Source organism: Enterobacter cancerogenus, assembly GCF_019047785.1.
In the GTDB taxonomy this organism is placed as follows: domain Bacteria; phylum Pseudomonadota; class Gammaproteobacteria; order Enterobacterales; family Enterobacteriaceae; genus Enterobacter; species Enterobacter cancerogenus.
In genome coordinates this window covers 705,060-729,333 of the sequence record NZ_CP077290.1, presented here as the reverse complement: position 1 = coordinate 729,333, position 24,274 = coordinate 705,060, and the positions used below count along the sequence as shown (strand labels likewise).

The window sequence follows — 24,274 nt, the reverse complement described above, 5'->3', positions numbered from 1 at the left end:
GAGAGGAAATGGAAACATTACTGGCGCTGACGCTGGCCGGGGAAACACCCGCGCAGAAGCAGGGAGAAGGCCCGTCGTTTAACTGGCAGTGGCACGGGGAAGGCGTACTCGAACTGACGCCGCATGCCGACAGCAAACGTTCGCTTTTGCTCTCGGCTGGCATTCATGGCAATGAAACCGCGCCGGTCGAGATTGTCGACCTGCTGCTGCACGCGCTCTTTCGCGGTGAGATCGCTCTGCAAAACCGTCTGCTGGTGGTGCTTGGCAACCCGCCCGCGCTGGCAGAAAACAAACGCTACCTGACAAGCGACATCAACCGCATGTTTGGCGGGCGCTGGTCGCAGTTCACTGAGTGCGGGGAAACGGCGCGCGCAGCCTGGCTGGAAGGCGTTGTGGCCGCGTTTTTTGCCACGCAGGAAGAAGAACGCTGGCATCTGGATCTGCATACGGCGATCCGCGCCTCCTGGCACATGCGTTTTGGCGTACTGCCGCAGCGCAGCCAGCCGTGGGATGACGCCTTCCTCACCTGGCTCGGCGATGCTGGTCTTGAGGCGTTAGTTTTCCATCAGACGCCGGGCGGCACCTTCACCCATTTCACCTGTGAACGTTTTGGCGCGCTGGCCTGCACGCTGGAGCTGGGAAAAGCGTTGCCGTTTGGTCACAACGATCTGACGCGTTTTGCCGCCACCCATCAGGCGCTGCGGGCGCTGCTCGGCGGCACGCCGCTGGCACATGCGCCCGGGCCGGTGGAGCGCTATCGGGTGGTGCAGCAGATCACCCGGCGCAGCGAGGCGTTCCGGCTGCACATGCCAGCGCATACCCTGAATTTCACGCCGTTTCGCCAGGGAGTATTGCTGGCCGAAGACGGCGAGGAGCGTTATGAGGTGCATCAACGCACGGAGTATGTGTTATTCCCCAATCCCACCGTTGCATTGGGCCTGAGAGCCGGACTGATGCTGGAAAAAATGACCTGACAGTATCCCCCTCTCTTTGCGGAGAGGGGCGCTGAACATTATTTTCTTAGCGATTCACGTGATTACCACTATTTTGCAGATTATTCCTGGTGAACTGCTTTTAAAATAATCACGACTTCGATATACTTCTTCATAATCTCTTTAAAATCATTGTGTTGAATATTTTTGTTTCATCTCTCCACGCTTTTTCCTTAATTCCTCCACAATTGGCGATAAAGTGTTTTTTACACTTTCATTGTTTTACCGTTGCTCTGACTAATTGACGATAAACCCCGTAAAGTTAATCTCGTCAACACGGCATAGCGCCGAAGAATAACTGAAAGAAAGGAAATAAATTATGCGTAAATTCACTGCACTGTTTGTTGCTTCTACCCTGGCTCTGGGCGCTACCAGCATGGCCTTCGCCGCAGATACCGCGACCACTACCGCTGCTGCGCCAACCGAAGGCAAAATGATGATGCATCATAAAGGCAAGCCGGGTATGCACCACGATATGATGTTTAAAGATCTGAACCTGACCGATGCGCAGAAGCAGCAGGTTCGCGACATCATGAAAAGCCAGCGCGACCAGATGAAGCGTCCGCCGCTGGAAGAACGCCGCGCAATGCATGACATTATTGCCAGCGACAGCTTCGATAAAGCGAAAGCTGAAGCGCAAATCGACAAGATGGCCGAACAGCATAAAGCCATGATGCTTTCCCGTATGGAAACCCAGAATAAGATCTACAACATTCTGACGCCGGAACAGAAAAAACAATTTAATGCCAATTTTGAGAAGCGTCTGACAGAACGTCACGCGCCGGACGCTAAAATGCCAACACCAGCCGAATAACAGGCTCACACACTTAAGACCGCCGGGATCCTGTCCACAAAGCACAATTGCTGTGGACAGGACCGGCGGTTTTTTCTTTCATCCTCCTCTTGCCTGCCGCCAGAAGCGCGGTATTCTCCTGTTGTCGCTCCAGAGAAAATGTAAAAGAGTCATGGCGTTATATTTTTTATCAACGTCCGCCTAAGGCATGTCTGCTCTGCTGCCGATACTGTTTCCGGGAGTACCTAACGATAACAATCAAGACTGCAGCGGGCGTAATGCCGCTGGGCTGGCGTATGAGCGCCTTTCAGGAGTGGTGATGGAGTTCTTTGATATCCGCAAGATGCCGGTCAGCCTCTGGCGTAATGGGGCCGGTGAGACCCGCGAAATTTGCTGCTTTCCTTCCGCGACGCGTGATTTTTCCTGGCGCGCCAGCATTGCGTCCATCGCCAGCAACGGCGAGTTCTCCTCTTTTCCGGGCGTTGACCGGGTCATTACGCTGCTGGAGGGGGGAGAGGTGACGCTGGATGCCGGGAAGGCGTTCTGCCATACCCTTAAGCACCATCAGCCTTACAGCTTTGCCGGCGATCTGCCGGTAAAGGCGCTGCTCACCGACGGGCAAATGTCGATGGACTTCAACATCATGACGCGTCGGGAGCAGTGTCGGGCAAAGGTTCGCGTTGCGGACAGAACCTTCACCACCTTTGGCTCACGCGGGGGCGTGATCTTCGTGCTGAGCGGCGCGTGGCAGTTGGGTGAAAAACTGCTGAGGGCCGATCAGGGGGCCAGCTGGGAAAACGGCTCGCACACCCTGCGGTTACTGGAAACGAAAGGGACGTTGCTGTTCAGCGAGATTACCTGGCTTCCAGGTCATTGAGCAAAATGACCTCGTACTGCCCGGTCAACAACGGCTTACAGAGAATTTTGTAGCCGTCCTGATCGAACCCGGCGGGCGTGCGGAGCAGCGAAACGGCATCGTTCAGGCTATCCACGGCGCCCAGCCATAGCCAGTTATGAATGATGTGGTAGTGGGTCATCCCGTCCCCGGTCTCTTTCAGCGCCACGGCACCTTCCCAGGGCCAACAGTTGACGCGAATCGAGGCCAGCCCGTCGAGAAAACGTGCATGGTGCGCTTCCACGCTCTCCTTTCCACAGCAGGCTCCTGCGCAGCGCTTGAGCGCTGAGCGGAAGCAGGCGCGCCCGCGCGTGGTGGCCTCCAGGCCCAGCAGGCCATAGCAAAGCTGGAGTTCGTCCGCCAGCGTTTGTACGGTTTGCAGCGCCGCGCGTTTGTTGGCAAACAGGCCATAGAGATTAGGTTCTTGTGAAAAATCGACTTCACGCGCGTAAACCACCTGTGGCTTACCGGCCTGGACCTGGATAGAGCAGAGCTGGCGGTTACGGCGCAACCGTTTGTTGAACAGCGGCTGCTGTTCTTTGATCAGCCGGGCTTCCAGCAGTAACGCCCCCAGCTCACCGGCCGTCTGGATCCAGGTGATGCGCCGGGACTGACGCAGCATCGCCGCCTCGTCCGGGGTGCGCAAATGGGATAACACGCGGCTGCGAATATTGACGCTTTTGCCGATGTAAAGCGGCATGGTGTCGCTTTCGCCATGGAAAAAATAGACGCCAGGCTGTTTTGGCAGGGCCTCAAGCCAGGGGCGAAGATGTTCCGGATATTCATAGATAGCCGCCGCTTCAAATTCAAGGCGCGGGGCTGATTGACGCCTGCTCACATACTGCTCCATATACTGTTCAGGCATACAGTGTAGCAGGTGTTTAGTGGTTAAAAAAGAGGCGGGTGAGCAGGGGGGCAAGGGGCGATGACCGGGCCTGGAAGGATCACAGGCCCGTGCAGGCGTAGCGACGCCGGGTTATTTCTTCCAGAAATCGTCAAACACTGTGATCGGCGGACGACGCTTGTGCTCGGTTTTGAGATACCAGCATTCAATAATTTTCGCGGTGCCTTCGTCCAGCGTTTTACCTTCCAGATAGTCGTCGATATTGTCGTAGGTGACGCCCAGCGCGGCTTCATCCGGCAGGGAAGGGCGATCGTCTTCCAGATCGGCGGTAGGCGCTTTCTTATAAAGGTGTTCAGGGCAGCCAAGCGCCGCCAGCAGTTGCTTACCCTGGCGCTTGTTCAGGCGGAAGAGCGGGTTGATGTCGGTGCCGCCATCGCCATATTTGGTGAAGAAGCCGGTGATGGCTTCTGCGGCGTGATCGGTGCCGACCACAATCCCCCTGGTCATTCCCGCAATGCTGTACTGTGCTTTCATGCGTTCACGCGCTTTTTCATTGCCGCGAACGAAATCACTCAGCTCAATGCCCGCTTCACGCAGCGCCTGCTCGCTCGCAAGGACCGAGCCTTTAATATTCACCGTGAGAACCCGATCGGGCTGGATGAAGGCGATGGCATCCTGACAATCCTGCTCATCAGCCTGCACGCCGTAGGGCAGACGAACGGCAATGAACTGCAGCGCGTTATCCCCGGTCTCTTCACGCAGCTCAGAGATAGCCATCTGGCTCAGCTTACCCGCAAGCGTGGAGTCCTGGCCGCCGCTGATGCCCAGCACCAGGGATTTCAGGAAGCTATTGGTTTTAAGATACGACTTTAAAAAATCGACGCTCCGGCGGATCTCTTCGTTTGCGTCAATCGCAGGCTTTGCGCCCAGCGCCTGAATAATCTCTTGTTGCAGAGCCATTACGCCCCCCTTTGCAGAATCGAACAGAATTGGTCATCTGTTAAAACTAACCCTTTGGACGTAAAACGACAAGGTTCACGGTTTTGAGTGCGCTGAATTACGCCAATTTCGCGAGTTAATATTGTTTTATTAGATTTTTCTGAAATTCGTCTGGCGTAACTCGCAAAGTTGAACAATAGTGTTTTTTATTCCATGCTTAGATAACACGCTGATAAACAAGAGGACGGAATATGAACAAGAACGTAGCAGGAATTTTAAGCGCAGCGGCGGTACTGACTATGCTGGCAGGGTGTACAGCTTACGATCGCACGAAAGATCAGTTCACACAGCCAGTCGTTAAAGATGTCAAAAAAGGGATGACGCGTTCCCAGGTTGCCGCGATTGCCGGTAAGCCATCTTCTGAAGTCACCATGATCCATGCGAAAGGTACCTGCCAGACCTACATCCTGGGTCAACGTGATGGTAAGGCAGAAACCTACTTCGTCGCGCTGGATGATGCAGGACGTGTGATGAACTCAGGTTACCAGACCTGTGCTGAATACGACACCGATCCGCAGGCACCTAAGGCGCAGTAACCGCGCTTGCCTGAGGATGATAAAGAACCGGCCAGCAGGCCGGTTTTTTTTCGCCCGCGTGAATCTTATTTCTTTGCGCGAATTATTTGCCCGAAATGTGAAGGTAGTCAACAAGCCAGGTCAATGAGAGACAATTTCAGCCTGTTCAGAATTATCCCCGCCTTGTACCATTGCGTATACTCACTTCAACGATAAACAACAGTAAGCCATCTGCCCGTCAGCCAGGATAGCAAGTCGAGTGAGAGTGCGACGGTGGGTAGTGATACAAGAGGGAAATTATTATGGAAAAGAAACATATCTATCTGTTCTGTTCAGCGGGCATGTCAACCTCACTCCTGGTCTCCAAGATGCGCGCGCAGGCCGAAAAGTATGAAGTTCCCGTCGTAATCGAAGCGTTTCCAGAGACGCTGGCGGGCGAGAAAGGCCAGACGGCAGACGTCGTGTTGCTGGGGCCACAAATCGCTTACATGCTGCCTGAAATTCAACGTCTGTTACCGAATAAGCCTGTCGAAGTTATCGATTCTGTGCTGTATGGCAAAATCGATGGTTTAGGTGTACTGAAAGCTGCTGTTGCAGCCATTAAAAAAGCTGCTAATTAATTTTTTTATTTTTCCCGTCAAAGAGTAATTTCACACACAATACGCCGTAACGTCAGTTGCGGCATTTAAGGGTATTTTCCTATGAGTAAAGTCATCGCTTCACTTGAAAAGGTACTCCTTCCTTTTGCTGTTAAAATAGGAAAGCAGCCTCACGTTAATGCCATCAAAAACGGCTTTATTAAATTAATGCCGCTGACGCTGGCCGGGGCAATGTTCGTTTTAATTAACAACGTTTTTCTGAGCTTCGGGGAAGGTTCCTTCTTTTATTCATTAGGAATCAGGTTAGACGCTTCCACCATTGAAACCCTCAATGGTCTTAAAGCCATCGGCGGCAACGTATACAACGGTACGTTGGGTATTATGTCGCTGATGGCCCCTTTCTTTATTGGCATGGCGCTGGCGGAAGAACGTAAAGTGGATCCGTTGGCTGCCGGTTTATTATCGATTGCCGCCTTTATGACGGTAACACCATACAGCGTGGGTGAAGCCTATGCCGTTGGCGCAAACTGGCTGGGTGGCGCAAATATTATTTCCGGTATCATTATCGGCCTGGTCGTGGCGGAAATGTTCACCTTTATTATCCGTCGTAACTGGGTTATTCGCTTACCGGATAGCGTACCGGCCTCTGTTTCTCGTTCATTTTCCGCGTTGATTCCAGGTTTCATTATCCTCTCTATTATGGGGATTATTGCCTGGGCGCTTTCTCACTGGGGTACAAACTTCCACCAGATCATCATGGACTCTATCTCCACGCCGCTGGCGTCGATGGGTGGCGTGGTCGGTTGGGCGTATGTGATTTTCACCTCCCTGCTGTGGTTCTTCGGCGTGCATGGTTCACTGGCACTGGCGGCGCTGGACAGCGGCATCATGACCCCGTGGGCACTGGAAAACGTTGCGCTTTACCAGCAGTACGGTTCCGTTGATGCGGCACTGGCAGCAGGTAAAACCTTCCATGTGTGGGCGAAGCCGATGCTGGATTCCTATATCTTCCTGGGGGGGACCGGGGCGACGCTGGGTCTGATCATCGCGGTCTTTATTGTGTCTCGCCGCGCTGACCATCGTCAGGTGGCGAAACTGGCCCTGCCTTCCGGCATCTTCCAGATTAACGAGCCGATCCTGTTTGGTCTGCCAATCATCATGAACCCGGTGATGTTCATTCCTTTCGTGCTGGTTCAGCCTCTGTTGGCGGCAATTACGCTAATTGCGTACTACCTGGGCATTATCCCGCCGGTGACCAACATTGCACCGTGGACGATGCCGACCGGTCTGGGCGCGTTCTTCAATACCAACGGTAGCGTGGCCGCCTTCCTGCTGGCGATATTCAACCTCGGAATTGCCACCCTGTTGTACATGCCGTTCGTGGCGATTGCGAACAAAGCCGCAACGGTCATCGACGAAGAAGAGAGCGAAGAGGATATCGCCCTCGCACTGAAATTCTAAAATTGCACGGCGCGGGGCTGCCCGCGCCAGCCACAAGGAGCGAAAAGATGTTAGATTTGGACAATATCGTAGCCGAAGAAGCCGCAGAGAACGATCTGGAAGAAGTGGTGATGGGTCTCATCATCAACTCAGGACAGGCCCGTAGCCTGGCCTACGCCGCGCTGAAGCAGGCCAAGCAGGGCGATTTTGCAGCAGCCAAAACGATGATGGATCAGTCGCGCACCGCGCTGAATGAAGCTCACCTCGTGCAGACTAAACTTATCGAAGGCGATCAGGGCGAAGGAAAGATGAAAGTGAGCCTGGTGCTGGTTCATGCTCAGGACCATCTGATGACGTCCATGCTGGCCCGCGAACTGGTGGCTGAGTTGATTGAGCTTCACGAGAAGATGCAGTAAGTCAGGTAGCAGGAGGTCAGCACGATGGAAATTAAAACCGCTTTTGAGCAACAGCTGTTTAATGGCAAAAATTTTCATGTGGTTATTTACAACAAGACGGAGAGCGCGAGCGGTCTGCACCAGCACGACTACTACGAGTTCACGATTGTTCTGACCGGCCGCTACTATCAGGAGATCAACGGCAAGCGTGTCCTGCTGGAACGCGGTGATTTCGTCTTCCTGCCGATGGGCTCCTATCACCAGAGCTTTTATGAATTCGGTGCAACGCGCATTCTCAACGTTGGGGTAAGCAGACGTTTCTTTGAGAAACACTACCTGCCGCTGGTGCCGTTCTGCTTCGTGGCCTCGCAGGTCTATCGCGTCAAAAACGAGTTCATGACCTGGATTGAAACGGTGATTGCATCGCTTAACTTCCGCGATAACGAATTTGATGAGTTTATTGAAACCGTCACTTTCTACGTGATGAACCGTCTTCGTCATCACCGTGAAGAACAGCAGGTGATTGATGATATTCCCCAGTGGCTGCGCGGCACCGTTGAAATGATGCATGATAAATGTCAATTCAGTGACAATGCGCTGGAGAATATGGTGGCGTTATCGGGTAAGTCGCAGGAATATTTAACCCGCGCGACCCAGCGCTATTATCGCAAAACGCCCGTGCAAATAATTAATGAAATCCGCATTAATTTTGCCAAAAAACAGCTGGAAATTACGAACTACTCTGTCACCGATATTGCCTATGAGTCGGGCTACAGCAGTCCCAGTCTGTTTATTAAGACCTTTAAGAAATTTACCTCATTCACACCGAACAGTTACCGAAAGAGTTTAACGGTAATGAATTAACTTTTGGCGGTTATATCCGCCACGAATACTGTCTTGATTGCTTGCCCAAAATAGCGGGAACAGCACGCTATACGTTGCAGGCGGTTAACCTGATATGCGAAGGGAGATATTTATGCAACAGAAATTAAAAGTCGTAACCATTGGTGGCGGCAGCAGCTATACCCCGGAATTACTGGAAGGTTTCCTGAAACGTTATCATGAACTGCCGGTGAGCGAATTATGGCTGGTGGACGTTGAGGAAGGTCAGGAGAAGCTGAATATTATTTTCGACCTTTGCCAGCGCATGGTTGAAAAAGCGGGCGTTCCGCTCACCGTGCATAAAACCCTCGACCGCCGTCTGGCGCTGAAAGATGCTGATTTTGTGACGACCCAGCTGCGCGTAGGCCAGCTGAAAGCCCGCGAGCTCGACGAACGTATCCCGCTCAGCCACGGCTACCTCGGTCAGGAGACTAACGGCGCAGGCGGCCTGTTCAAAGGGTTGCGTACCATCCCCGTGATTTTCGACATTATCAAAGATGTGGAAGAGATCTGCCCGAATGCCTGGGTAATCAACTTTACTAACCCGGCGGGCATGGTCACCGAGGCGGTGTACCGCCATACTGGCTTCAAGCGTTTTATCGGTGTATGTAATATTCCGATTGGCATGAAGATGTTTATTCGCGACGTGCTTGCGTTGAGCGACAGCGACGAGCTGTCCATCGACCTGTTCGGCCTGAACCACATGGTATTCATCAAAGATGTGATCGTTAACGGCACATCACGCTTTGCCGAGCTGCTCGACGGCGTGGCCTCCGGCCGTCTGACTGCCGCATCGGTGAAAAATATCTTTGACCTGCCGTTCAGCGAAGGACTTATTCGCTCGCTTAATCTGCTGCCGTGCTCCTATCTGCTTTACTACTTCAAGCAGAAAGAGATGCTGGCGATTGAGATGGGTGAATACTACAAGGGCGGCGCGCGTGCACAGGTTGTGCAGAAAGTTGAAAAGCAGCTGTTTGATTTGTATAAAGATCCGAACCTGAACGTTAAGCCAAAAGAGCTTGAGCAGCGCGGCGGGGCGTACTATTCGGACGCGGCGTGTGAAGTGATTAACGCCATCTATAACGACAAGCAGGCGGAACACTATGTGAACGTGCCGCATCACGGACACATCGATAACATTCCGGCAGACTGGGCCGTTGAGATGACCTGTATCCTGGGCCGCGACGGCGCAAAACCGCACCCACGCATCACCCATTTTGATGACAAAGTGATGGGCCTGATCCATACCATCAAAGGGTTTGAAGTGGCGGCGAGCCACGCTGCGTTAAGCGGCGAGCTGAACGATGTGCTCCTGGCGCTGAACCTTAGCCCACTGGTGCATTCCGACCGCGACGCGGAACAGCTGGCGAGTGAGATGATCCTGGCGCATGAGAAATGGCTGCCAAACTTTGCTGCTACGGTTGAGAAGCTGAAACACCGTTAAGAGGGGGCGCAATGGAAAACCTGCTGATTGTGAATGCCGATGATTTTGGCCTGTCGAAAGGGCAGAACTACGGCATCATTGAAGCCTGTCGTCGGGGCATCGTGACCTCGACCACCGCCATGATCAATGGTGAAGCGGCCGGGCACGCGGCGCAGCTCAGCCGGGACGTACCTGAGCTCGGTGTCGGTATGCACTTTGTGTTGACGCTGGGCATGCCGCTTTCCCCCATGCCGGGCCTGACGCGCGACGGCGCACTGGGCAAATGGATTTGGGAAATGGCCGAGCAGGGGACGTTGCCGCTCGACGAAATCACCCGCGAGCTGGACTGCCAGTTTAACCGCTTTGTTGACGTGTTTGGCCGTGAGCCGACGCATATCGACAGCCATCATCACGTGCATATGATCCCGGCGATTCTCCCGATTGTCGCGGAGTTTGCCCGGCGTAAAGGGGTGGCGATGCGCGTGGATCGCACTGAGCTGGCGCTTCACGGGCTGAGCAGTCCGTCTGTGTCCACGACCGACGGGTTCAGCAGCGCATTTTACGGTGATGAAATCGACGAAGCACTGTTCCTGAAGGTACTGGATGAGTCTGCCGCACGAGGCGAGCATTCGCTGGAGGTTATGGCGCACCCGGCTTTTGTTGATAATACGATACGCAAAAGTGCCTACTGCTGGCCGCGGCTGGCAGAGCTGGATATCCTGACCTCATCCTCGCTGAAGTATGCGATTGCCGAGCGCGGGTATCGTTTAGGGACGTTTAACGATCTGTAAGTAAAAAGCCCGGTGGCGAGGTAAAAGTAAAAAGGCAACGAACGTTGCCTTTTTTTATGTTTGCTCCCTCTCCCATGGGAGAGGGTTGGGATGAGGGCATCAGCCCGCACGGCCAGCCGGCTTTTTTTATGCCGGGATCTGCGCAGTTTTACTGCTTCGCGACCACACGCGGTGGGCGGCGAGCAGGTCGAACAGCTGGGTCATAAACGCATCATCAACGCTGTCACCCTCGACAATCCCTTCTTCGCCCTGATCCGCTACCTTCAGCAACGGTTTAAACTGGCGTGCGTCGCCAGCAAACGCAATCGGCTTCAGGTGCTTATAGGCTTCCAGCAGGTAGTAGTTGGCATCACCGTTGCCAAGCAGGCTGGCGATATCGCCACACGGCACAATCACCGCATCCACCGTCAGCGACGGCGCCCCGGCAAAGGTGGCCGCTATCGGCAGTACCGAACCGTCATCAGCCGTCACTTCGCCCATGCGCGAGTAGAGCAGTTTGGCGTGCACCCCTTTGGCTTTCAGCGCTGTCATGATCGCCAGCAGATCGCTGGCGCGGGTTTTGTCGTTAAGCAGGATACCCACGACGCGGCCCTTGATTGACCCGCCCGGTACCGCATAGAGGCTCAGGGACGGATCTTTTTTGATGCCGTTGACGTCTTTCGGCGGGGCGGCATGACGCTGTTCGTCGGTGAGCGTAATGCCGAGATTGTCGGCAACGCTCTGGGCAAGCTGGATATCGATATGCGCAAGCTGATCCACCACGCGCTCGCGGATGTAGGTGCGCACCACTTTACTCAGTTCGAAGCTAAAGCCGCCGATAATATGCTGTTGCTCAATTGGCGTCTGGCTGTTCCAGAACAGGCGAGGGTGGGCGTAATACTCCCCAAAGGAGGGGCTGCGTTCGCGGATTTTTGCCCCGTCCACGCGTTCCTGATAAGACTCAAACCCGCCGCGCTTCGGCCCCGGCGGCGTTTCACGCGGCCAGTTATCGTTGATCGAGTTAGGCTCGTAGTTGGCCGGGTTGGTGTCGATATCCTGGCGGTGCATCCCGTCGCGCTGGAAGTTGTGGTAAGGGCAGGTCGGGCGGTTGATCGGGATTTCGTGGAAGTTTGGCCCGCCAAGGCGGCTGATTTGCGTATCGGTATACGAGAATAAACGCCCCTGCAGCAGAGGATCGTTGGTGAAGTCCAGGCCGGGGACGATGTGCCCTGGGTGGAACGCGGCCTGTTCGTTCTCGGCGAAGAAGTTATCCGGGTTACGGTTGAGCACCATTTTGCCCACCAGCTGCACGGGAACCAGCTCCTCGGGGATCAGCTTGGTCGGGTCGAGCAGGTCGAAATCAAACTTGAACTCGTCCTCTTCCGGGATTAACTGTAGCCCCAGTTCGTATTCCGGGAAATCACCGGCTTCGATGGATTCCCACAGCTCGCGACGGTGGAAGTCCGGGTCACGACCGGTCAGCTTCTGGGCTTCATCCCACACCAGCGACGCTTTACCGGCGACCGGTTTCCAGTGGAATCGCACAAACGTGGCTTTACCTTCGGCGTTGATCAGGCGGAAGGTGTGGATCCCGAACCCTTCCATGGTGCGATAGCTGCGCGGGATCCCACGGTCGGACATCGCCCACATCACGTTGTGTAAGGTTTCGGGCTGCAGGGAAACATAGTCCCAGAAGGTGTCATGCGCACTTTGTCCCTGCGGTATGGCCCAGTGTGGCTCTGGTTTTACCGCATGGACAAAGTCAGGAAACTTATGCGCATCCTGAATAAAGAAGATCGGCGTATTGTTCCCTACCAGATCGAAAATCCCTTCGTCGGTGTAAAACTTGGTGGCAAAGCCGCGGATATCACGCACCGTGTCGGCAGAGCCTGCGCCGCCCTGGACGGTAGAGAAGCGCACAAACACCGGCGTTTTTTTGTCGGGATCGGAGAGGAAGTCCGCTTTAGTGATATCTTTCAGGCTCTTATAGGGCTGGAAATAGCCGTGCGCCGCAGAGCCACGCGCGTGAACGATGCGTTCCGGGATGCGCTCGTGGTCGAAATGGGTAATTTTTTCCCGCAGGATAAAATCTTCCAGCAGGGTTGGCCCGCGAGAGCCTGCGCGCAGGGAGTTTTGGTCATCGGCAATACGTACGCCCTGATTAGTTGTCAGCGCATGGCCTTCGCCGCCTTTGCGGTGAGGCTCGAGAGCATTCAGTTTTTCATTTGCGTTGCCCGGGGATTTGAAACTTCCCGGCGCAGTAGGTTGTTCGCCCGGTGCGGAAGGGCCCGGTGAAGGCTTATGCGATCCGTCCGCTGGAGCAAGTGAATCCATTCCCGGTTGAGATTCTTCAGTGCCATGAATGGGTGATTGATGTGTTTTATCATTGTTCGACATTGCACGCTTCTCCTGTATACGTTCCTAAAAACCCTATTAAGGATAGAACAATGTCATGAACAGGCTAACGAACCAGGCGTTTTAGGACATTTTTCTTAACGAAAGCTGTCATCATCGGCCCCCGAGGCGCGACGGGTGGGGGGAGAATCGGCTATGATAGAAATTTCCTGTATTCAGAATCTGTATTAGTGAACCCGTCGCTTATGAAACCTCTTCGCCAACAAAATCGCCAGGTTATTAGCTATGTACCCCGCGTCGAACCTGCGCCGCCTGACCATGCCCTGAAGGTTGAGGGCTTTCGCGATGTCTGGCAGCTGCGTGGGAAGTACGTGGCATTTGTGCTGATTGGTGAACACTTCCGCCGCTCCCCCGTGTTTACGGTCCCCGAGTCGGCGCAGCGCTGGGCGGTGCAAATCCGCCAGGAAGAAGAGGTTGAAGATTAACAGACATAAAAAAAACCGCCATCAGGCGGTTTTTTTTATTGTGCAGTGATTAACGGTGCGCCAGCTCGGCGTCATCTTCACTTTCAAGGATCGTTTTGTCCGTCTGCTTCAGCCACTGGCTGGTCAGCGTCCCGGCAGTCATGGAGCCGCTAACGTTCAGAGCGGTACGACCCATGTCGATCAGCGGTTCAACGGAAATCAGCAGTGCAACCAGCGTTACCGGCAGGCCCAGCGCAGGCAGTACGATCAACGCAGCGAAGGTTGCCCCACCGCCAACACCCGCCACACCGGCGGAGCTGATGGTGACAATACCCACCAGAGTCGCAATCCAGACCGGATCCAGCGGGTTGATCCCCACGGTTGGCGCAACCATCACCGCCAGCATCGCCGGGTAAAGCCCCGCGCAACCGTTCTGACCAATGGTGGCACCAAAGGAAGCAGAGAAGCTGGCGATGGATTCTGGTACGCCCAGGCGACGCGTTTGCGCTTCAACGTTCAGCGGAATAGAGGCTGCGCTGGAGCGACTGGTAAAGGCGAAGGTCAGCACCGGCCATACTTTACGGAAGTATTTCAGCGGGCTCACGCCGTTTACGCCCAGCAGGATACCGTGCACCACAAACATGATGGCGAGACCCAGGTAAGACGCAATCACGAAGCTACCGAGCTTGATGATGTCCTGCAGGTTGGAGCCTGCTACCACTTTGGTCATCAGGGCCAGCACGCCGTAAGGCGTCAGCTGCATGACCAGGCGAACCAGCTTCATGACCCAGCTTTGCAGGGTATCGATGGCGACCAGCACGCGTTCACCTTTCGGCGCATCGTCTTTCAACAGCTTCAGTGCCGCTACGCCCAGGAACGCCGCGAAGATCACCACGCTGATAATGGACGTCGGGCTTGCACCGGTCAGGTCAGCAAACGGGTTCTTCGGAACAAAGGAAAGCACCATTTGCGGAACGGTCAGATCGGCGAGTTTACCAACATAGTTGGTCTGGATTGCCGTCAGGCGCGCGGTTTCGGCTGAGCCTTGTACCAGACCTTCGGCGGTCAGACCAAACAGGTTAGTCACCAGTACACCGACCAGCGCGGCGATAAGCGTAGTAAACAGCAGGGTCCCGATGGTCAGAAAACTGATTTTACCCAGCTGGGTGGCGTTGTGCAGACGCGCAACCGCGCTCAGAATAGAGGCAAACACCAGCGGCATGACAATCATCTGCAGCAGCTGCACATAGCCGTTACCGACAATGTTGAACCACTGGATAGACTCTTTCATTACCGGGCTATCGGAACCGTAAATGGCGTGTAATGCCAGACCAAATACGACACCCATACCCAGACCGACGAGTACTTTCTTCGCCAGGCTCCACTGTTTGTGGCGCGTCTGTGCGAGAAGCAATAGCAATACAACGAACACAATAATGTTCGCGATGAGTGGAAAATTCATCCCCGTTCTCCTGATTTATTATCCGGTCGGTTTTTACCGAGCCTGTTGGCGCAAGGTTAGCAGAAGTGTGATGTGGCGCTTATATCCAAATGGAATGGTTTATGACAAATGTGATTATTTTGTCGGTTTAATGTTCAATCTGGTGATTAATAAAACGATTAAACTGGAATTGCAGGGAGTTAATCATTTGCGATGACCAGCGGACTGCACTGTTTTCGGGCAGCGTTTGCGGCATCCAGACCGCCCAGGCAAACAGCGCCATGCACAACACGCGCTCAAGCTGGTTGCCTTTCTGGGGGGCGAGGATCGGTAAGCGGAAGCGCCACCGGCAGGGCCAGAGAAGCGGCACGCCCGCCGGGGTGAGCATGTCGGCAAGAATATGGCTTAAATAGCCCAGCACCATGCCCTGAATGGCATCGGCAGGCACTATCCAGCTATCAGGGACCTTAAGATAGAAAAGCGTCAGCAGGCCAAAAACAGCCAACAGACTGTGGGTAAACCCGCGATGACCAAAGGCCCTGGCAATAGGTTTGGATATCCACTTCAATCGCTGGCCAAGGAAAGACTTCGGATGATCGATATCCGGCAGCAGGCAGGTCAATACTGCGGAAGGGACAATATGCCACCAGTCCCCCTGCGCCAGCACAGGGGTAAGTTCAGCGTTTTTAGAAAACACCGCGCAGGCAATTGAAAAAAGCAGGTGGCCTTCCGCCGTCATGATAAAACCCAACAAACTGTCAATTCATACAGTATAGGTTTTTTATACAGTGTACGGAAGAGGTGACGGTGTAACCCTTTGTCACAAACGGGCACTATTCATGCGCTTTCGTGCCCGGTCATACGCTTTCAGGCAGCGAGGCTGCCTGAAAAGGGTTACTCGCCGCGCAGGTGCTGCGGGGTAAGTTCGGTTAGCGATGACAGTTTGACATCGGCCAGCGCAAAGCGGGGATCGTGCTGACCTTCTTCGGCCGGGACAACAATCGAGCGCATACGCGCCGCTTTCGATGCCACCATGCCGTTGACCGAATCTTCCAGCGCCACGCAGGACAGCGGGTCAATGCCCAGCTTCGCGGCACAATCCATATAAACCTGCGGGTGGGGTTTGCTATAGGGCAGCTTTTCCGCCGAGGCCAGCGCGTCGAAGCTGTCGCGCAGCTCAAACATCGTCAGCACTTTTTCCAGCATATGCAGCGGTGAGGCAGACGCCAGCCCCACTTTTAAGCCTTGTGCCTTACAGAGCGCAACGGCTTCACGCACGCCGGGCAGAAGAGGCTTGTTTTCCTCAACCAGGGAAATCGCGCGACTGATAATCCGGTTGGTCACTTCGTTGCAGTCAGGGCCAACCCACGGCTGGTGGGCATACCACAGCTCAACGACCATATCGATGCGCAGCCCAAGCGTGTCGGGCAACTCGTTCCGGCGAGAGATATCTACGCCAAGGCTGGCCATAACGTCCAGTTCAGCGCGATCCCACAGCGGTTCGGAATCGATCAGCAGTCCATCCATGTCAAAAATAGCGGCAAGAATCTGGCGCGGTGCCGTCATTATTACGTCTCCTTCTCTCAGGTGTCCGACAAACGATAAATGCTAAGTCCAGTCTGCAATTTAGCATATTGCCTTCAAAGAACGGGCGAAAATCACGGTCAGCAGGTAGACTTAGGCACAAATAACGCGTCTTTTTTGAAGGGGAACTGATGACGTATCAACAAGCTGGACGCATCGCTGTCTTAAAACGTATTGCCGGGTGGGTCATTTTCATTCCGGCGGTGATTTCAACGCTGATTTCCATCTTTAAATTCATGTTCGATCACAGCGAAAAGCAGCCGGGCATCAATGCGGTTATGCTGGATTTCGCACATGTGATGATTGAGATGATGCGCTTCAACACGCCATTCCTGAACTTTTTCTGGTACAACTCACCGACGCCGGATTTCCACCAGAAGCTTAACGTTGGGTTTTGGGTAATCTATGCGCTGATTTTTATTGCGATGGCGCTACAGGCCTCGGGCGCACGCATGAGCCGTCAGACGCGTTTTTTGCGTGAAGGGGTGGAGGACCAGCTGATTCTGGAGCAGGCCAAAGGGGCCTCAGGGCTGACGCGCGAGCAGATTGAATCGCGGATAGTGGTTCCGCGTCACACCATTTTCTTGCAGATATTTCCGCTCTACGTCTTGCCGGTGATCATCATTGTGGCGGGCTATTTCTTCTTCTCGCTGCTCGGCTTCCTGTAAGAAAACGCAGGGTGGCACATTAGCCACCCTGTGAGATCAGGCCGCGAGCACGCGATCCAGCGCGCGCTGCGCGTTAACCAGATGCTCGCCGCCAAACAGGATCGCCCGGTTAAGCAGGGTATAGAGCTGGTAAACCGGCTGTCTGTCGAGGAAATCGCCAGGGAGCGGGGAGACGGACTGATACCCATCGTAGATTTGCGGCGGCTGCTCAGGATGGAGCGGCAGCATGGCGAGATCGCACTCCCGGTCACCCCAGTAGCAGGCGGGGTCAAAGATATAAGGGCCGTTGGGCCCCAGCGCGCAGTTCTCGGACCACAAATCACCGTGCAGTAATGATGGCTGTGGCTGATGCGAAGCGAGCCGTTGTTGCACATGTTCGACGATGGCGTCGATGTTACCGAATTCCAGCCCTCTCTCTGCGGCAAGCTCAAGCTGCCAGCCAATGCGCTGCTCGGCAAAGAACGTCGACCAGCGGCGCTGCCAGGCGTTAGGCTGTGGCGTGGTGGAGAGATCGTTGTCAAAGTCGAGGCCAAACTGCGGCTGATCGCTCCACTGGTGCAGGCGGGCAATTTGCTGTCCCAGGATGAAGGCGCTGTGGGCATCCAACGGGCGCGCCGGCAGATACTCCATCACCAGAAAACTGTAATCTCTGTCGGTTCCCACGGCCCAGACCTGCGGAACCGTGACCGTTTTACTGCGCGATAACAGTTCCAGCTGATCGGCTTCGGCGGTAAAGATAGGAAGTAATTCCCGCTCATCGCATTTTACGAAAAGATCGCGTCCAGCGTAGCGCAAATGCCACGCGGCGTGGATCTCTCCGCCTGGCAGTTCGTTACGCAGTTCAATTTCACCTTCTCCCAGTTGCTCACTTAAAAGATGACTGATAGCCTGCCACATGATCTCTCTCCCATGTTGTCTGCCAGATCATAAGGTTAGCGCAAAACGGCTGTTAAAAAACAGGAACTAACGCACACATGAGCGGTTTACTGCACTACAAGGCACTTATTGTTCTTTTTTCACCCAGCTCTCCCAGGTGTCCACGTCTATCTCCGTGGCTTTATCGGTCACGCTTTCTGCCAGGCTGTTCGCCAGGGCGTTGACCTCTTCCTGGCTAAGCGCGCTGATCAGGCCAAACGTCATCGTCCCCAAGTCATGAATATTGCCGTCTTCGTCGGTCAGGGTGAGCAGGAAATTGGCGCGCGTGAACGCATTGTTCAGCTCATTGATTTCGGTTAGCGACGCTTCATGGATCCTTACCGTTACGACGTAGCGGGTGATATCACCACTGCTCATATTTCACCTCATTGTTATCACGAAAGTTTTTTTAGCATAGTCGATAGTGTGGGTTTGGCGACTCTGGCGCGCTTACCCCCTCGCGCGGAGGGGGCGGCGTTATCAGGCTTTCGACAGATAATTGACAATCTTCTGGGTATCCTCCAGCGAGCACAGGCGTGTTCCCTGATTGATGGTTGCAGCACTACCGGCGGCCACGCCGTAGCGCGTCATCTCCAGAAGAGAAGCACCTTCTGCCAGCTTTAACACCATCGCACCGACCATGCTGTCACCCGCACCCACGGTGCTCTGACTTTTCATGGGCGGCGGAACCACCTGAGCAAAGCCGGTTTTGTCGACGGCCAGCGCCCCCTGAGGACCCAGGGAGACGACCACGCGCAGCGCTTTACCGCTGCGAACCAGCTCCTCGGCGGCGGTCCGCACGTCATCAGGCTGGGTCAACGCGCGATTAACCAGCGCGCTTAGCTCTTTTTGGTTGGGTTTAACGAGTTCAAGCTGACCAGGTTCAAGGGCTGCCTGGAGCGCTTCTCCTGAGCTGTCGACAATGCAGCGAATGCCGCGCTGCTGGACGGATGCGATCAGCGCCGTCAGCTTTTGCGTACTGATGCCGGGCGGCAGGCTGCCGCTGATGACCAGCAGCGCGCCGGGTTCAATCGCCAGCACTTTCTCTTCGAGCTGGCGAAACTCGTCGTCGCTAAGTCTGGCACCTGGCATGACGAAGCGGTACTGCTCGCCACTGGACTCAACATGGACGTGCAGGTTTTGCCGCGTCCAGTCTTTGGCATTCACGGTCTGGGTGGCGACCTGTTCATCCGCCAGCAGCGACTCGAGGTGTTCGCCGGTGGCACCGCCTGACGGGAATATTGCGGTGGCTTTGCCGCCGAGGTGCGTAATCGCGCGGGCCACGTTGATGCCACCGCCACCCGGTTCAAAGACGGGGGCGCTACAGCGCAGTTTCCCCTCGGGGTAAATCTGGGGTGTCAGAGTCGCGGAGTCGAGGGAAGGGGAGAGTGTCAGGGTGTATATGGAAACCATGTTGACCTCCTTTTAGTATGGGCTTCCTTAAGTCTGGCACCGATTACCAGGAAGGCAATGTAAATAACAATATGATTTTAAATATGAATACTGACAAAAACTGAAAACCCGACATATAAATTAAATGTCGATTTGGGATCGTTCTTATTCAAAAAATGAAATAAGAAATCATTGCTATGTTATTTGCGGCTTTTTATAATTTGTTACCTTTCTCTGGACGCCTTGTCATTGATCCTCAAGAAAGTTTCCGAGACCGTGATGGTCTCTTTTTTTGTTGTATGGACTCCCTAATAAAATGAAGCTTTTGAAGACAGTTCCTGCTGCACTGATGCTGGCGGGTGGTGTGTTTGCGTCGTTGAACGCAGCCGCCGATGATTCCGTTTTTACTGTCATGGACGATCCAAGCTCCGCGCAAAAACCGTTTGAAGGTAACCTGAACGCGGGTTATCTGGCGCAATCGGGTAACACGAAAAGCTCCTCTCTGACGGCAGACAGCACCCTGACCTGGTACGGCAACACCACGGCGTGGTCGCTGTGGGGGAACGCCAGCAACACATCCGCGAATGATGAACGCTCCTCAGAGAAATATGCCGTAGGGGGACGTAGCCGCTATAACATGACCGACGCCGATTATCTGTTCGGTCAGGCCAGCTGGTTAACCGACCGCTACAATGGCTACCGCCAGCGTGACGTGTTCACGGCAGGTTATGGTCGCCAGTTCCTCAACGGACCGGTGCACAGTTTCCGCTTCGAATTCGGTCCAGGCGTTCGCTATGACGAGTTCACCGATGGCGAAACCAAAACTCAGCCGTTAGGTTATGCTTCCGGCACCTACGCCTGGCAGATGACCGACACCACTAAGTTCACTCAGGGCGTTTCTGTTTTCGGTGCCGACGATACCACGCTGAACTCCGAGACGGCGCTGAACGTGGCCATCAACGAACATTTTGGCCTGAAACTGGCGTACAACGTGACCTGGAACTCATCTCCACCAGACTCTGCACCGGACCATACCGACCGGAGAACCACCATTTCACTGGGCTATAAAATGTAATAAACACGGGCCGAATACGCGGCCCGTGTTTTATTTTTTATTTTTTGAAACTGTGCTGTTTTATATTAAACGCCGTTTTAAAATATGTGGTCCGTCAAACGCCTTAATTCCTCCATAATTGCTGCCAACACGTATATTCAATTTATTTGACACGTTTTGATAAATTAATTGACTAGGAAAAAGTGTGATCCAGATCTACACTTAGGCAACAGGCAAAATGTTGCCTCAGGCTGTTCAGTATTAATGAAAATAGAGAATTAAGATGATGAATAAAATTAAAAACGCCGCCGCAGCAATGGTGCTTTCCGCACTTTCGTTTGGCACCTTTGCTGCCGATAACCTGGCTTCACCTGCCGCAGATACTCATGTTGCCACAGGCATTTCCCGCGCCTCTGACGTTGAAGCAGGTTCCAATATCGCGCCAGGCACGCAGTCTACCGGGCAATCCATGAATGATGCGTTTGATGTGCATAAACTGGTTGCAGGTGAGTGGTCCTGATCGCGTTATTGTCGCGTAGGTATTGAATCAGATATCAATTACCTTACCCGTCAAAAACCGGATGTTGATGTACCGGTTTTTGCGGCGCAGGGAGTGACTGGGTATAAAAGGCCAGGTCACGTCTTCTATTTCTTATTGAGTTTGCTCGTGTCACCGGAATGTATTACCCGGTTAGTTCTTTCTTAAGTCGTTTTCCCCACGGGGTTAACCCCAAATCATGGCGGCCCAGCGCAGCAGCAGCATCGCGCCGCAGATAGCAATAAGTACTACCACCATTTTCCAGTGCTTAACGGCAAAACGTTTCGTTGGCATAACCTAATCCTTGTCAGTTGATTCCCTTAGTCTATCAAACTATGCGCCAGGGTGTGCAATGCGAAGGCCAGAAGGCTATGCCACATTACCGGACAAAATTAAAACCAGTGGAATCGGTCGGCAAGAATCAGCACCAAAACGGCGGCTGAGAGGACATTTAAAATCACGACGGTTCTGCTGGAAACATTCATCGGATGCTCCTTAGAGAGATTAAGACCAGTTCAAGGATAGCTTAGCAATACTGGATTGCGAGCTGTGGGCGGTAAAACTTAACAAACTCATACAAATGGATGAGTCGCAAAAAAGTTGCAGAGGGTGCATTCGCCCTTGCATTAGTGTTACCATTACGTCGCCTGCCGTAAATCCGCATTAATCTGAATTCGGCCGGTCCAGGATGGCGAGCCAATTTGACGATTGTTGGTTAGATGGTTCGTAATCTATTGTTTACTAACGATTATTTTCTTTGTATATGCTCTTATGTGTGGGGCATCACTGCAAATAAGGATATAAAATGCCTGTAATTACTCTTCCTGATGGCAGCCAACGCCACTACGACCACGCTGTTAGCCCAATGGATGTTGCCCTGGATATTGGTCCTGGCCTTGCGAAAGCGACCATTGCCGGCCGCGTTGATGGCGAACTGGTTGATGCGTCCGATCTGATCGAAAACGATGCGAAGCTGTCTATCATCACAGCGAAAGACGAAGAAGGTCTGGAGATCATTCGTCACTCCTGTGCGCACCTGTTAGGTCACGCAATCAAACAACTGTGGCCCAACACCAAGATGGCGATCGGCCCGGTTATCGACAACGGTTTCTATTATGACGTTGACCTTGACCACACCCTGACTCAGGAAGATATCGACGCGCTCGAAAAACGTATGCACGAGCTCGCCGAATCCAACTATGACGTCATCAAGAAGAAAGTCAGCTGGCACGAAGCGCGTGAAACGTTCGTGAAGCGTGGCGAGAGCTATAAAGTCTCTATTCTTGACGAGAACATTTCTCATGATGATAAGCCTGGCTTGTATCATCACGAAGAATATATCGACATGTGCCGTGGTCCGCACGTGCCGAACATGCGCTTCTGTCATCATTTCAAACTGATGAAAATCGCGGGCGCCTACTGGCGTGGCGATAGCAACAACAAGATGTTGCAGCGTATTTATGGTACCGCGTGGGCGGATAAAAAAGCCCTGAACGCCTACCTGCAGCGCCTGGAAGAGGCGGCTAAGCGTGACCACCGTAAAATCGGTAAGCAGCTTGACCTGTACCATATGCAGGAAGAAGCGCCGGGTATGGTCTTCTGGCATAACGACGGCTGGACTATCTTCCGCGAACTGGAAACTTTCGTGCGCTCTAAGCTGAAAGAGTACCAGTACCAGGAAGTGAAAGGCCCGTTCATGATGGACCGTGTACTGTGGGAAAAAACAGGCCACTGGGACAACTATAAAGATGCGATGTTCACTACCTCTTCTGAGAACCGTGAATACTGCATCAAGCCAATGAACTGCCCGGGTCACGTTCAGATCTTTAACCAGGGTCTGAAATCCTACCGCGATTTACCGCTGCGTATGGCGGAATTCGGTAGCTGCCACCGTAACGAACCATCAGGTGCGCTGCACGGTCTGATGCGTGTTCGTGGCTTTACTCAGGATGATGCGCATATCTTCTGTACGGAAGACCAGGTACGTGATGAAGTTAACGCCTGCATTCGTATGGTCTACGATATGTATAGCACCTTTGGCTTCGAGAAGATCGTTGTCAAGCTCTCAACGCGTCCGGAAAAACGTATCGGCAGCGATGAGACATGGGATCGCGCGGAAGCGGATCTCGCCGTGGCGCTGGAAGAGAACGGTATCCCGTTCGAATACCAGCTGGGCGAGGGCGCATTCTACGGTCCGAAAATTGAATTTACCCTGTATGACTGCCTCGATCGCGCATGGCAGTGCGGAACGGTACAGCTGGACTTCTCCCTGCCGCAGCGTTTAAGCGCCTCTTATGTTGGCGAAGACAACGAGCGTCAGGTACCGGTAATGATTCACCGTGCAATTCTCGGTTCTCTGGAGCGCTTCATCGGCATCCTGACCGAAGAGTTCGCCGGCTTCTTCCCAACCTGGCTTGCGCCAGTGCAGGTGGTGGTGATGAACATTACCGATTCTCAGGCTGATTACGTTAAAGAATTGACGCAGAAACTACAAAATGCGGGCATTCGCGTAAAAGCAGACTTGAGAAATGAGAAGATTGGCTTTAAAATCCGCGAGCACACTTTACGTCGTGTCCCGTATATGTTGGTCTGTGGTGATAAAGAGGTGGAAGCAGGCAAAGTGGCCGTTCGCACCCGCCGTGGTAAAGACCTGGGAAGCCTGGACGTAAGTGAAGTGATTGAGAAGCTGCAACAAGAGATTCGCAGCCGCAGTCTTCAACAACTGGAGGAATAAGGTATTAAAGGCGGAAAACGAGTTCAAACGGCACGTCCGAATCGTATCAATGGCGAGATTCGCGCCCAGGAAGTTCGCTTAACAGGTCTGGAAGGCGAGCAGCTGGGGATTGTGAGTCTGAGAGAAGCGATCGAAAAAGCTGAAGAAGCTGGAGTAGATTTAGTTGAAATCAGCCCTAACGCCGAACCGCCAGTTTGTCGTATTATGGACTACGGCAAGTTCCTTTATGAAAAGAGTAAGTCTTCTAAGGAACAGAAGAAGAAGCAAAAAGTTATCCAGGTTAAGGAAATCAAATTCCGTCCTGGTACCGACGATGGCGATTATCAGGTAAAACTCCGCAGCCTGATACGCTTTCTGGAAGATGGCGATAAGGCCAAGATCACACTGCGTTTCCGCGGTCGTGAAATGGCCCACCAACAGATTGGTATGGAAGTGCTGACGCGCGTCCGTGACGATCTGAGTGAACTGGCAGTAGTCGAATCCTTCCCTACGAAGATCGAAGGCCGCCAGATGATCATGGTGCTCGCTCCTAAGAAGAAACAGTAAGGCCTTCAAGCAGCAAAATCTGTGGAGCCTTCGGGT

At 53.6% G+C, this 24,274-nt stretch carries 27 protein-coding genes; 16 read left to right on the top strand and 11 right to left on the bottom strand.

The window, feature by feature from the left end:
- Positions 1-8: 8 nt before the first annotated feature.
- The 3 genes from astE (at position 9) to ves (ending at position 2,662) form a co-directional block, all read left to right on the top strand.
- Positions 9-974, top strand: a complete 966-nt coding sequence (astE, locus tag I6L58_RS03420; RefSeq protein ID WP_088207459.1) for a succinylglutamate desuccinylase — start codon at positions 9-11, stop codon at positions 972-974.
- A gap of 337 nt (positions 975-1,311) precedes the next feature.
- Complete coding sequence (gene spy / locus I6L58_RS03415; protein WP_006174836.1) at positions 1,312-1,806, top strand: ATP-independent periplasmic protein-refolding chaperone Spy; 495 nt, start codon at positions 1,312-1,314, stop codon at positions 1,804-1,806.
- Between the two features lie 298 nt (positions 1,807-2,104).
- Positions 2,105-2,662 (top strand): environmental stress-induced protein Ves, encoded by a 558-nt coding sequence (gene ves, locus I6L58_RS03410; protein ID WP_042319602.1) that lies wholly within the window; start codon positions 2,105-2,107, stop codon positions 2,660-2,662.
- On the opposite strand, the gene cho is transcribed toward ves, so the two are convergent.
- Positions 2,640-3,518, bottom strand: coding sequence for an excinuclease Cho (cho, locus tag I6L58_RS03405; protein WP_072208767.1), 879 nt, complete (start codon positions 3,516-3,518; stop codon positions 2,640-2,642). The genes ves and cho overlap by 23 nt on opposite strands.
- A 138-nt stretch (positions 3,519-3,656) precedes the next feature.
- A complete protein-coding gene (nadE, locus tag I6L58_RS03400; RefSeq protein ID WP_088207458.1) occupies positions 3,657-4,484 on the bottom strand; it encodes an ammonia-dependent NAD(+) synthetase in 828 nt (275 codons plus the stop codon).
- Positions 4,485-4,714: 230 nt separating this feature from the next.
- On the opposite strand from nadE, the gene osmE reads away from it, so the two are divergent.
- The 7 genes from osmE (at position 4,715) to chbG (ending at position 10,568) form a co-directional block, all read left to right on the top strand.
- Complete coding sequence (osmE, locus tag I6L58_RS03395) at positions 4,715-5,059, top strand: osmotically-inducible lipoprotein OsmE (RefSeq protein WP_058609040.1); 345 nt, start codon at positions 4,715-4,717, stop codon at positions 5,057-5,059.
- Positions 5,060-5,340: 281 nt separating this feature from the next.
- Positions 5,341-5,658 carry a PTS N,N'-diacetylchitobiose transporter subunit IIB gene (chbB, locus tag I6L58_RS03390; RefSeq protein ID WP_006174842.1) on the top strand — a complete coding sequence of 106 codons (318 nt, stop codon included), beginning with the start codon at positions 5,341-5,343 and terminating at the stop codon, positions 5,656-5,658.
- Between the two features lie 81 nt (positions 5,659-5,739).
- The gene (chbC, locus tag I6L58_RS03385; RefSeq protein WP_006174843.1) at positions 5,740-7,098 is read left to right on the top strand and encodes a PTS N,N'-diacetylchitobiose transporter subunit IIC; all 1,359 of its coding nucleotides are present in this window, start codon (positions 5,740-5,742) and stop codon (positions 7,096-7,098) included.
- A 47-nt stretch (positions 7,099-7,145) separates the two neighbouring features.
- On the top strand, positions 7,146-7,493 hold the full coding sequence (chbA, locus tag I6L58_RS03380; protein WP_176399406.1) for a PTS N,N'-diacetylchitobiose transporter subunit IIA: 348 nt from the start codon (positions 7,146-7,148) through the stop codon (positions 7,491-7,493).
- Between the two features lie 24 nt (positions 7,494-7,517).
- A complete protein-coding gene (gene chbR, locus I6L58_RS03375) occupies positions 7,518-8,336 on the top strand; it encodes a transcriptional regulator ChbR (protein ID WP_006174845.1) in 819 nt (272 codons plus the stop codon).
- Between the two features lie 112 nt (positions 8,337-8,448).
- Entirely contained in the window at positions 8,449-9,798 is a 1,350-nt protein-coding gene (locus I6L58_RS03370; protein WP_058609039.1) for a 6-phospho-beta-glucosidase, read from the top strand.
- Between the two features lie 11 nt (positions 9,799-9,809).
- On the top strand, positions 9,810-10,568 hold the full coding sequence (gene chbG / locus I6L58_RS03365; protein WP_058609038.1) for a chitin disaccharide deacetylase: 759 nt from the start codon (positions 9,810-9,812) through the stop codon (positions 10,566-10,568).
- Positions 10,569-10,694: 126 nt separating this feature from the next.
- On the opposite strand, the gene katE is transcribed toward chbG, so the two are convergent.
- Positions 10,695-12,944 carry a catalase HPII gene (gene katE / locus I6L58_RS03360; RefSeq protein WP_088207457.1) on the bottom strand — a complete coding sequence of 750 codons (2,250 nt, stop codon included), beginning with the start codon at positions 12,942-12,944 and terminating at the stop codon, positions 10,695-10,697.
- A 203-nt stretch (positions 12,945-13,147) separates the two neighbouring features.
- Between katE and cedA the strand changes: the two genes are divergently transcribed.
- A complete protein-coding gene (gene cedA, locus I6L58_RS03355; protein ID WP_006174850.1) occupies positions 13,148-13,387 on the top strand; it encodes a cell division activator CedA in 240 nt (79 codons plus the stop codon).
- Between the two features lie 49 nt (positions 13,388-13,436).
- On the opposite strand, the gene I6L58_RS03350 is transcribed toward cedA, so the two are convergent.
- The 3 genes from I6L58_RS03350 to hxpB form a co-directional block, all read right to left on the bottom strand.
- Entirely contained in the window at positions 13,437-14,828 is a 1,392-nt protein-coding gene (locus tag I6L58_RS03350; protein WP_006174851.1) for an L-cystine transporter, read from the bottom strand.
- 127 nt (positions 14,829-14,955) lie between these two features.
- Complete coding sequence (locus tag I6L58_RS03345) at positions 14,956-15,558, bottom strand: metal-dependent hydrolase (RefSeq protein WP_172980133.1); 603 nt, start codon at positions 15,556-15,558, stop codon at positions 14,956-14,958.
- Between the two features lie 143 nt (positions 15,559-15,701).
- Positions 15,702-16,373, bottom strand: coding sequence for a hexitol phosphatase HxpB (hxpB, locus tag I6L58_RS03340; RefSeq protein ID WP_088207456.1), 672 nt, complete (start codon positions 16,371-16,373; stop codon positions 15,702-15,704).
- A gap of 149 nt (positions 16,374-16,522) precedes the next feature.
- Here hxpB and I6L58_RS03335 point away from each other — a divergent pair, with 149 nt between their 5' ends.
- Positions 16,523-17,059 carry a YniB family protein gene (locus I6L58_RS03335; RefSeq protein ID WP_006174854.1) on the top strand — a complete coding sequence of 179 codons (537 nt, stop codon included), beginning with the start codon at positions 16,523-16,525 and terminating at the stop codon, positions 17,057-17,059.
- Between the two features lie 36 nt (positions 17,060-17,095).
- On the opposite strand, the gene I6L58_RS03330 is transcribed toward I6L58_RS03335, so the two are convergent.
- The 3 genes from I6L58_RS03330 to pfkB form a co-directional block, all read right to left on the bottom strand.
- Positions 17,096-17,956: a fructosamine kinase family protein gene (locus I6L58_RS03330; RefSeq protein ID WP_058609036.1), complete on the bottom strand. Its 861-nt coding sequence runs from the start codon at positions 17,954-17,956 to the stop codon at positions 17,096-17,098.
- 105 nt (positions 17,957-18,061) lie between these two features.
- A complete protein-coding gene (gene ghoS / locus I6L58_RS03325; RefSeq protein WP_006174856.1) occupies positions 18,062-18,352 on the bottom strand; it encodes a type V toxin-antitoxin system endoribonuclease antitoxin GhoS in 291 nt (96 codons plus the stop codon).
- A 102-nt stretch (positions 18,353-18,454) separates the two neighbouring features.
- Positions 18,455-19,387, bottom strand: a complete 933-nt coding sequence (gene pfkB / locus I6L58_RS03320) for a 6-phosphofructokinase II (protein ID WP_006174857.1) — start codon at positions 19,385-19,387, stop codon at positions 18,455-18,457.
- 295 nt (positions 19,388-19,682) lie between these two features.
- Between pfkB and I6L58_RS03315 the strand changes: the two genes are divergently transcribed.
- Together I6L58_RS03315 and I6L58_RS03310 are read left to right on the top strand one after the other, a co-directional pair.
- Positions 19,683-20,441, top strand: coding sequence for a DUF481 domain-containing protein (locus I6L58_RS03315; RefSeq protein ID WP_006174858.1), 759 nt, complete (start codon positions 19,683-19,685; stop codon positions 20,439-20,441).
- Positions 20,442-20,706: 265 nt separating this feature from the next.
- Complete coding sequence (locus I6L58_RS03310) at positions 20,707-20,940, top strand: hypothetical protein (RefSeq protein WP_042320512.1); 234 nt, start codon at positions 20,707-20,709, stop codon at positions 20,938-20,940.
- Positions 20,941-21,144: 204 nt separating this feature from the next.
- Here the strand turns inward: I6L58_RS03310 and yniD are convergent, their stop codons facing one another.
- Together yniD and yncL are read right to left on the bottom strand one after the other, a co-directional pair.
- The gene (gene yniD / locus I6L58_RS03305; RefSeq protein WP_003857815.1) at positions 21,145-21,252 is read right to left on the bottom strand and encodes a small membrane protein YniD; all 108 of its coding nucleotides are present in this window, start codon (positions 21,250-21,252) and stop codon (positions 21,145-21,147) included.
- Between the two features lie 98 nt (positions 21,253-21,350).
- Positions 21,351-21,443: a stress response membrane protein YncL gene (gene yncL, locus I6L58_RS03300; protein ID WP_071599699.1), complete on the bottom strand. Its 93-nt coding sequence runs from the start codon at positions 21,441-21,443 to the stop codon at positions 21,351-21,353.
- Between the two features lie 320 nt (positions 21,444-21,763).
- On the opposite strand from yncL, the gene thrS reads away from it, so the two are divergent.
- A complete protein-coding gene (gene thrS, locus I6L58_RS03295; RefSeq protein ID WP_042319611.1) occupies positions 21,764-23,692 on the top strand; it encodes a threonine--tRNA ligase in 1,929 nt (642 codons plus the stop codon).
- Positions 23,693-23,695: 3 nt separating this feature from the next.
- Positions 23,696-24,238 (top strand): translation initiation factor IF-3, encoded by a 543-nt coding sequence (gene infC, locus I6L58_RS03290; protein WP_043000875.1) that lies wholly within the window; start codon positions 23,696-23,698, stop codon positions 24,236-24,238.
- Positions 24,239-24,274: the final 36 nt, after the last annotated feature.

Bases quoted from the DNA above. Each gene is read 5' to 3' on its own strand.
- astE (WP_088207459.1), top strand. From the start codon at position 9: ATGGAAACATTACTGGCGCTGACGCTGGCCGGGGAAACACCCGCGCAG.
- katE (WP_088207457.1), bottom strand. From the start codon at position 12,944: ATGTCGAACAATGATAAAACACATCAATCACCCATTCATGGCACTGAA.
- spy (WP_006174836.1), top strand. From the start codon at position 1,312: ATGCGTAAATTCACTGCACTGTTTGTTGCTTCTACCCTGGCTCTGGGC.
- cedA (WP_006174850.1), top strand. From the start codon at position 13,148: ATGAAACCTCTTCGCCAACAAAATCGCCAGGTTATTAGCTATGTACCC.
- chbA (WP_176399406.1), top strand. From the start codon at position 7,146: ATGTTAGATTTGGACAATATCGTAGCCGAAGAAGCCGCAGAGAACGAT.
- I6L58_RS03370 (WP_058609039.1), top strand. From the start codon at position 8,449: ATGCAACAGAAATTAAAAGTCGTAACCATTGGTGGCGGCAGCAGCTAT.
- hxpB (WP_088207456.1), bottom strand. From the start codon at position 16,373: ATGACGGCACCGCGCCAGATTCTTGCCGCTATTTTTGACATGGATGGA.
- yniD (WP_003857815.1), bottom strand. From the start codon at position 21,252: ATGCCAACGAAACGTTTTGCCGTTAAGCACTGGAAAATGGTGGTAGTA.
- I6L58_RS03310 (WP_042320512.1), top strand. From the start codon at position 20,707: ATGAATAAAATTAAAAACGCCGCCGCAGCAATGGTGCTTTCCGCACTT.
- chbC (WP_006174843.1), top strand. From the start codon at position 5,740: ATGAGTAAAGTCATCGCTTCACTTGAAAAGGTACTCCTTCCTTTTGCT.
- I6L58_RS03335 (WP_006174854.1), top strand. From the start codon at position 16,523: ATGACGTATCAACAAGCTGGACGCATCGCTGTCTTAAAACGTATTGCC.
- nadE (WP_088207458.1), bottom strand. From the start codon at position 4,484: ATGGCTCTGCAACAAGAGATTATTCAGGCGCTGGGCGCAAAGCCTGCG.
- osmE (WP_058609040.1), top strand. From the start codon at position 4,715: ATGAACAAGAACGTAGCAGGAATTTTAAGCGCAGCGGCGGTACTGACT.
- chbB (WP_006174842.1), top strand. From the start codon at position 5,341: ATGGAAAAGAAACATATCTATCTGTTCTGTTCAGCGGGCATGTCAACC.
- chbG (WP_058609038.1), top strand. From the start codon at position 9,810: ATGGAAAACCTGCTGATTGTGAATGCCGATGATTTTGGCCTGTCGAAA.
- yncL (WP_071599699.1), bottom strand. From the start codon at position 21,443: ATGAATGTTTCCAGCAGAACCGTCGTGATTTTAAATGTCCTCTCAGCC.
- thrS (WP_042319611.1), top strand. From the start codon at position 21,764: ATGCCTGTAATTACTCTTCCTGATGGCAGCCAACGCCACTACGACCAC.
- chbR (WP_006174845.1), top strand. From the start codon at position 7,518: ATGGAAATTAAAACCGCTTTTGAGCAACAGCTGTTTAATGGCAAAAAT.
- ghoS (WP_006174856.1), bottom strand. From the start codon at position 18,352: ATGAGCAGTGGTGATATCACCCGCTACGTCGTAACGGTAAGGATCCAT.
- I6L58_RS03315 (WP_006174858.1), top strand. From the start codon at position 19,683: ATGAAGCTTTTGAAGACAGTTCCTGCTGCACTGATGCTGGCGGGTGGT.
- ves (WP_042319602.1), top strand. From the start codon at position 2,105: ATGGAGTTCTTTGATATCCGCAAGATGCCGGTCAGCCTCTGGCGTAAT.
- I6L58_RS03330 (WP_058609036.1), bottom strand. From the start codon at position 17,956: ATGTGGCAGGCTATCAGTCATCTTTTAAGTGAGCAACTGGGAGAAGGT.
- I6L58_RS03350 (WP_006174851.1), bottom strand. From the start codon at position 14,828: ATGAATTTTCCACTCATCGCGAACATTATTGTGTTCGTTGTATTGCTA.
- pfkB (WP_006174857.1), bottom strand. From the start codon at position 19,387: ATGGTTTCCATATACACCCTGACACTCTCCCCTTCCCTCGACTCCGCG.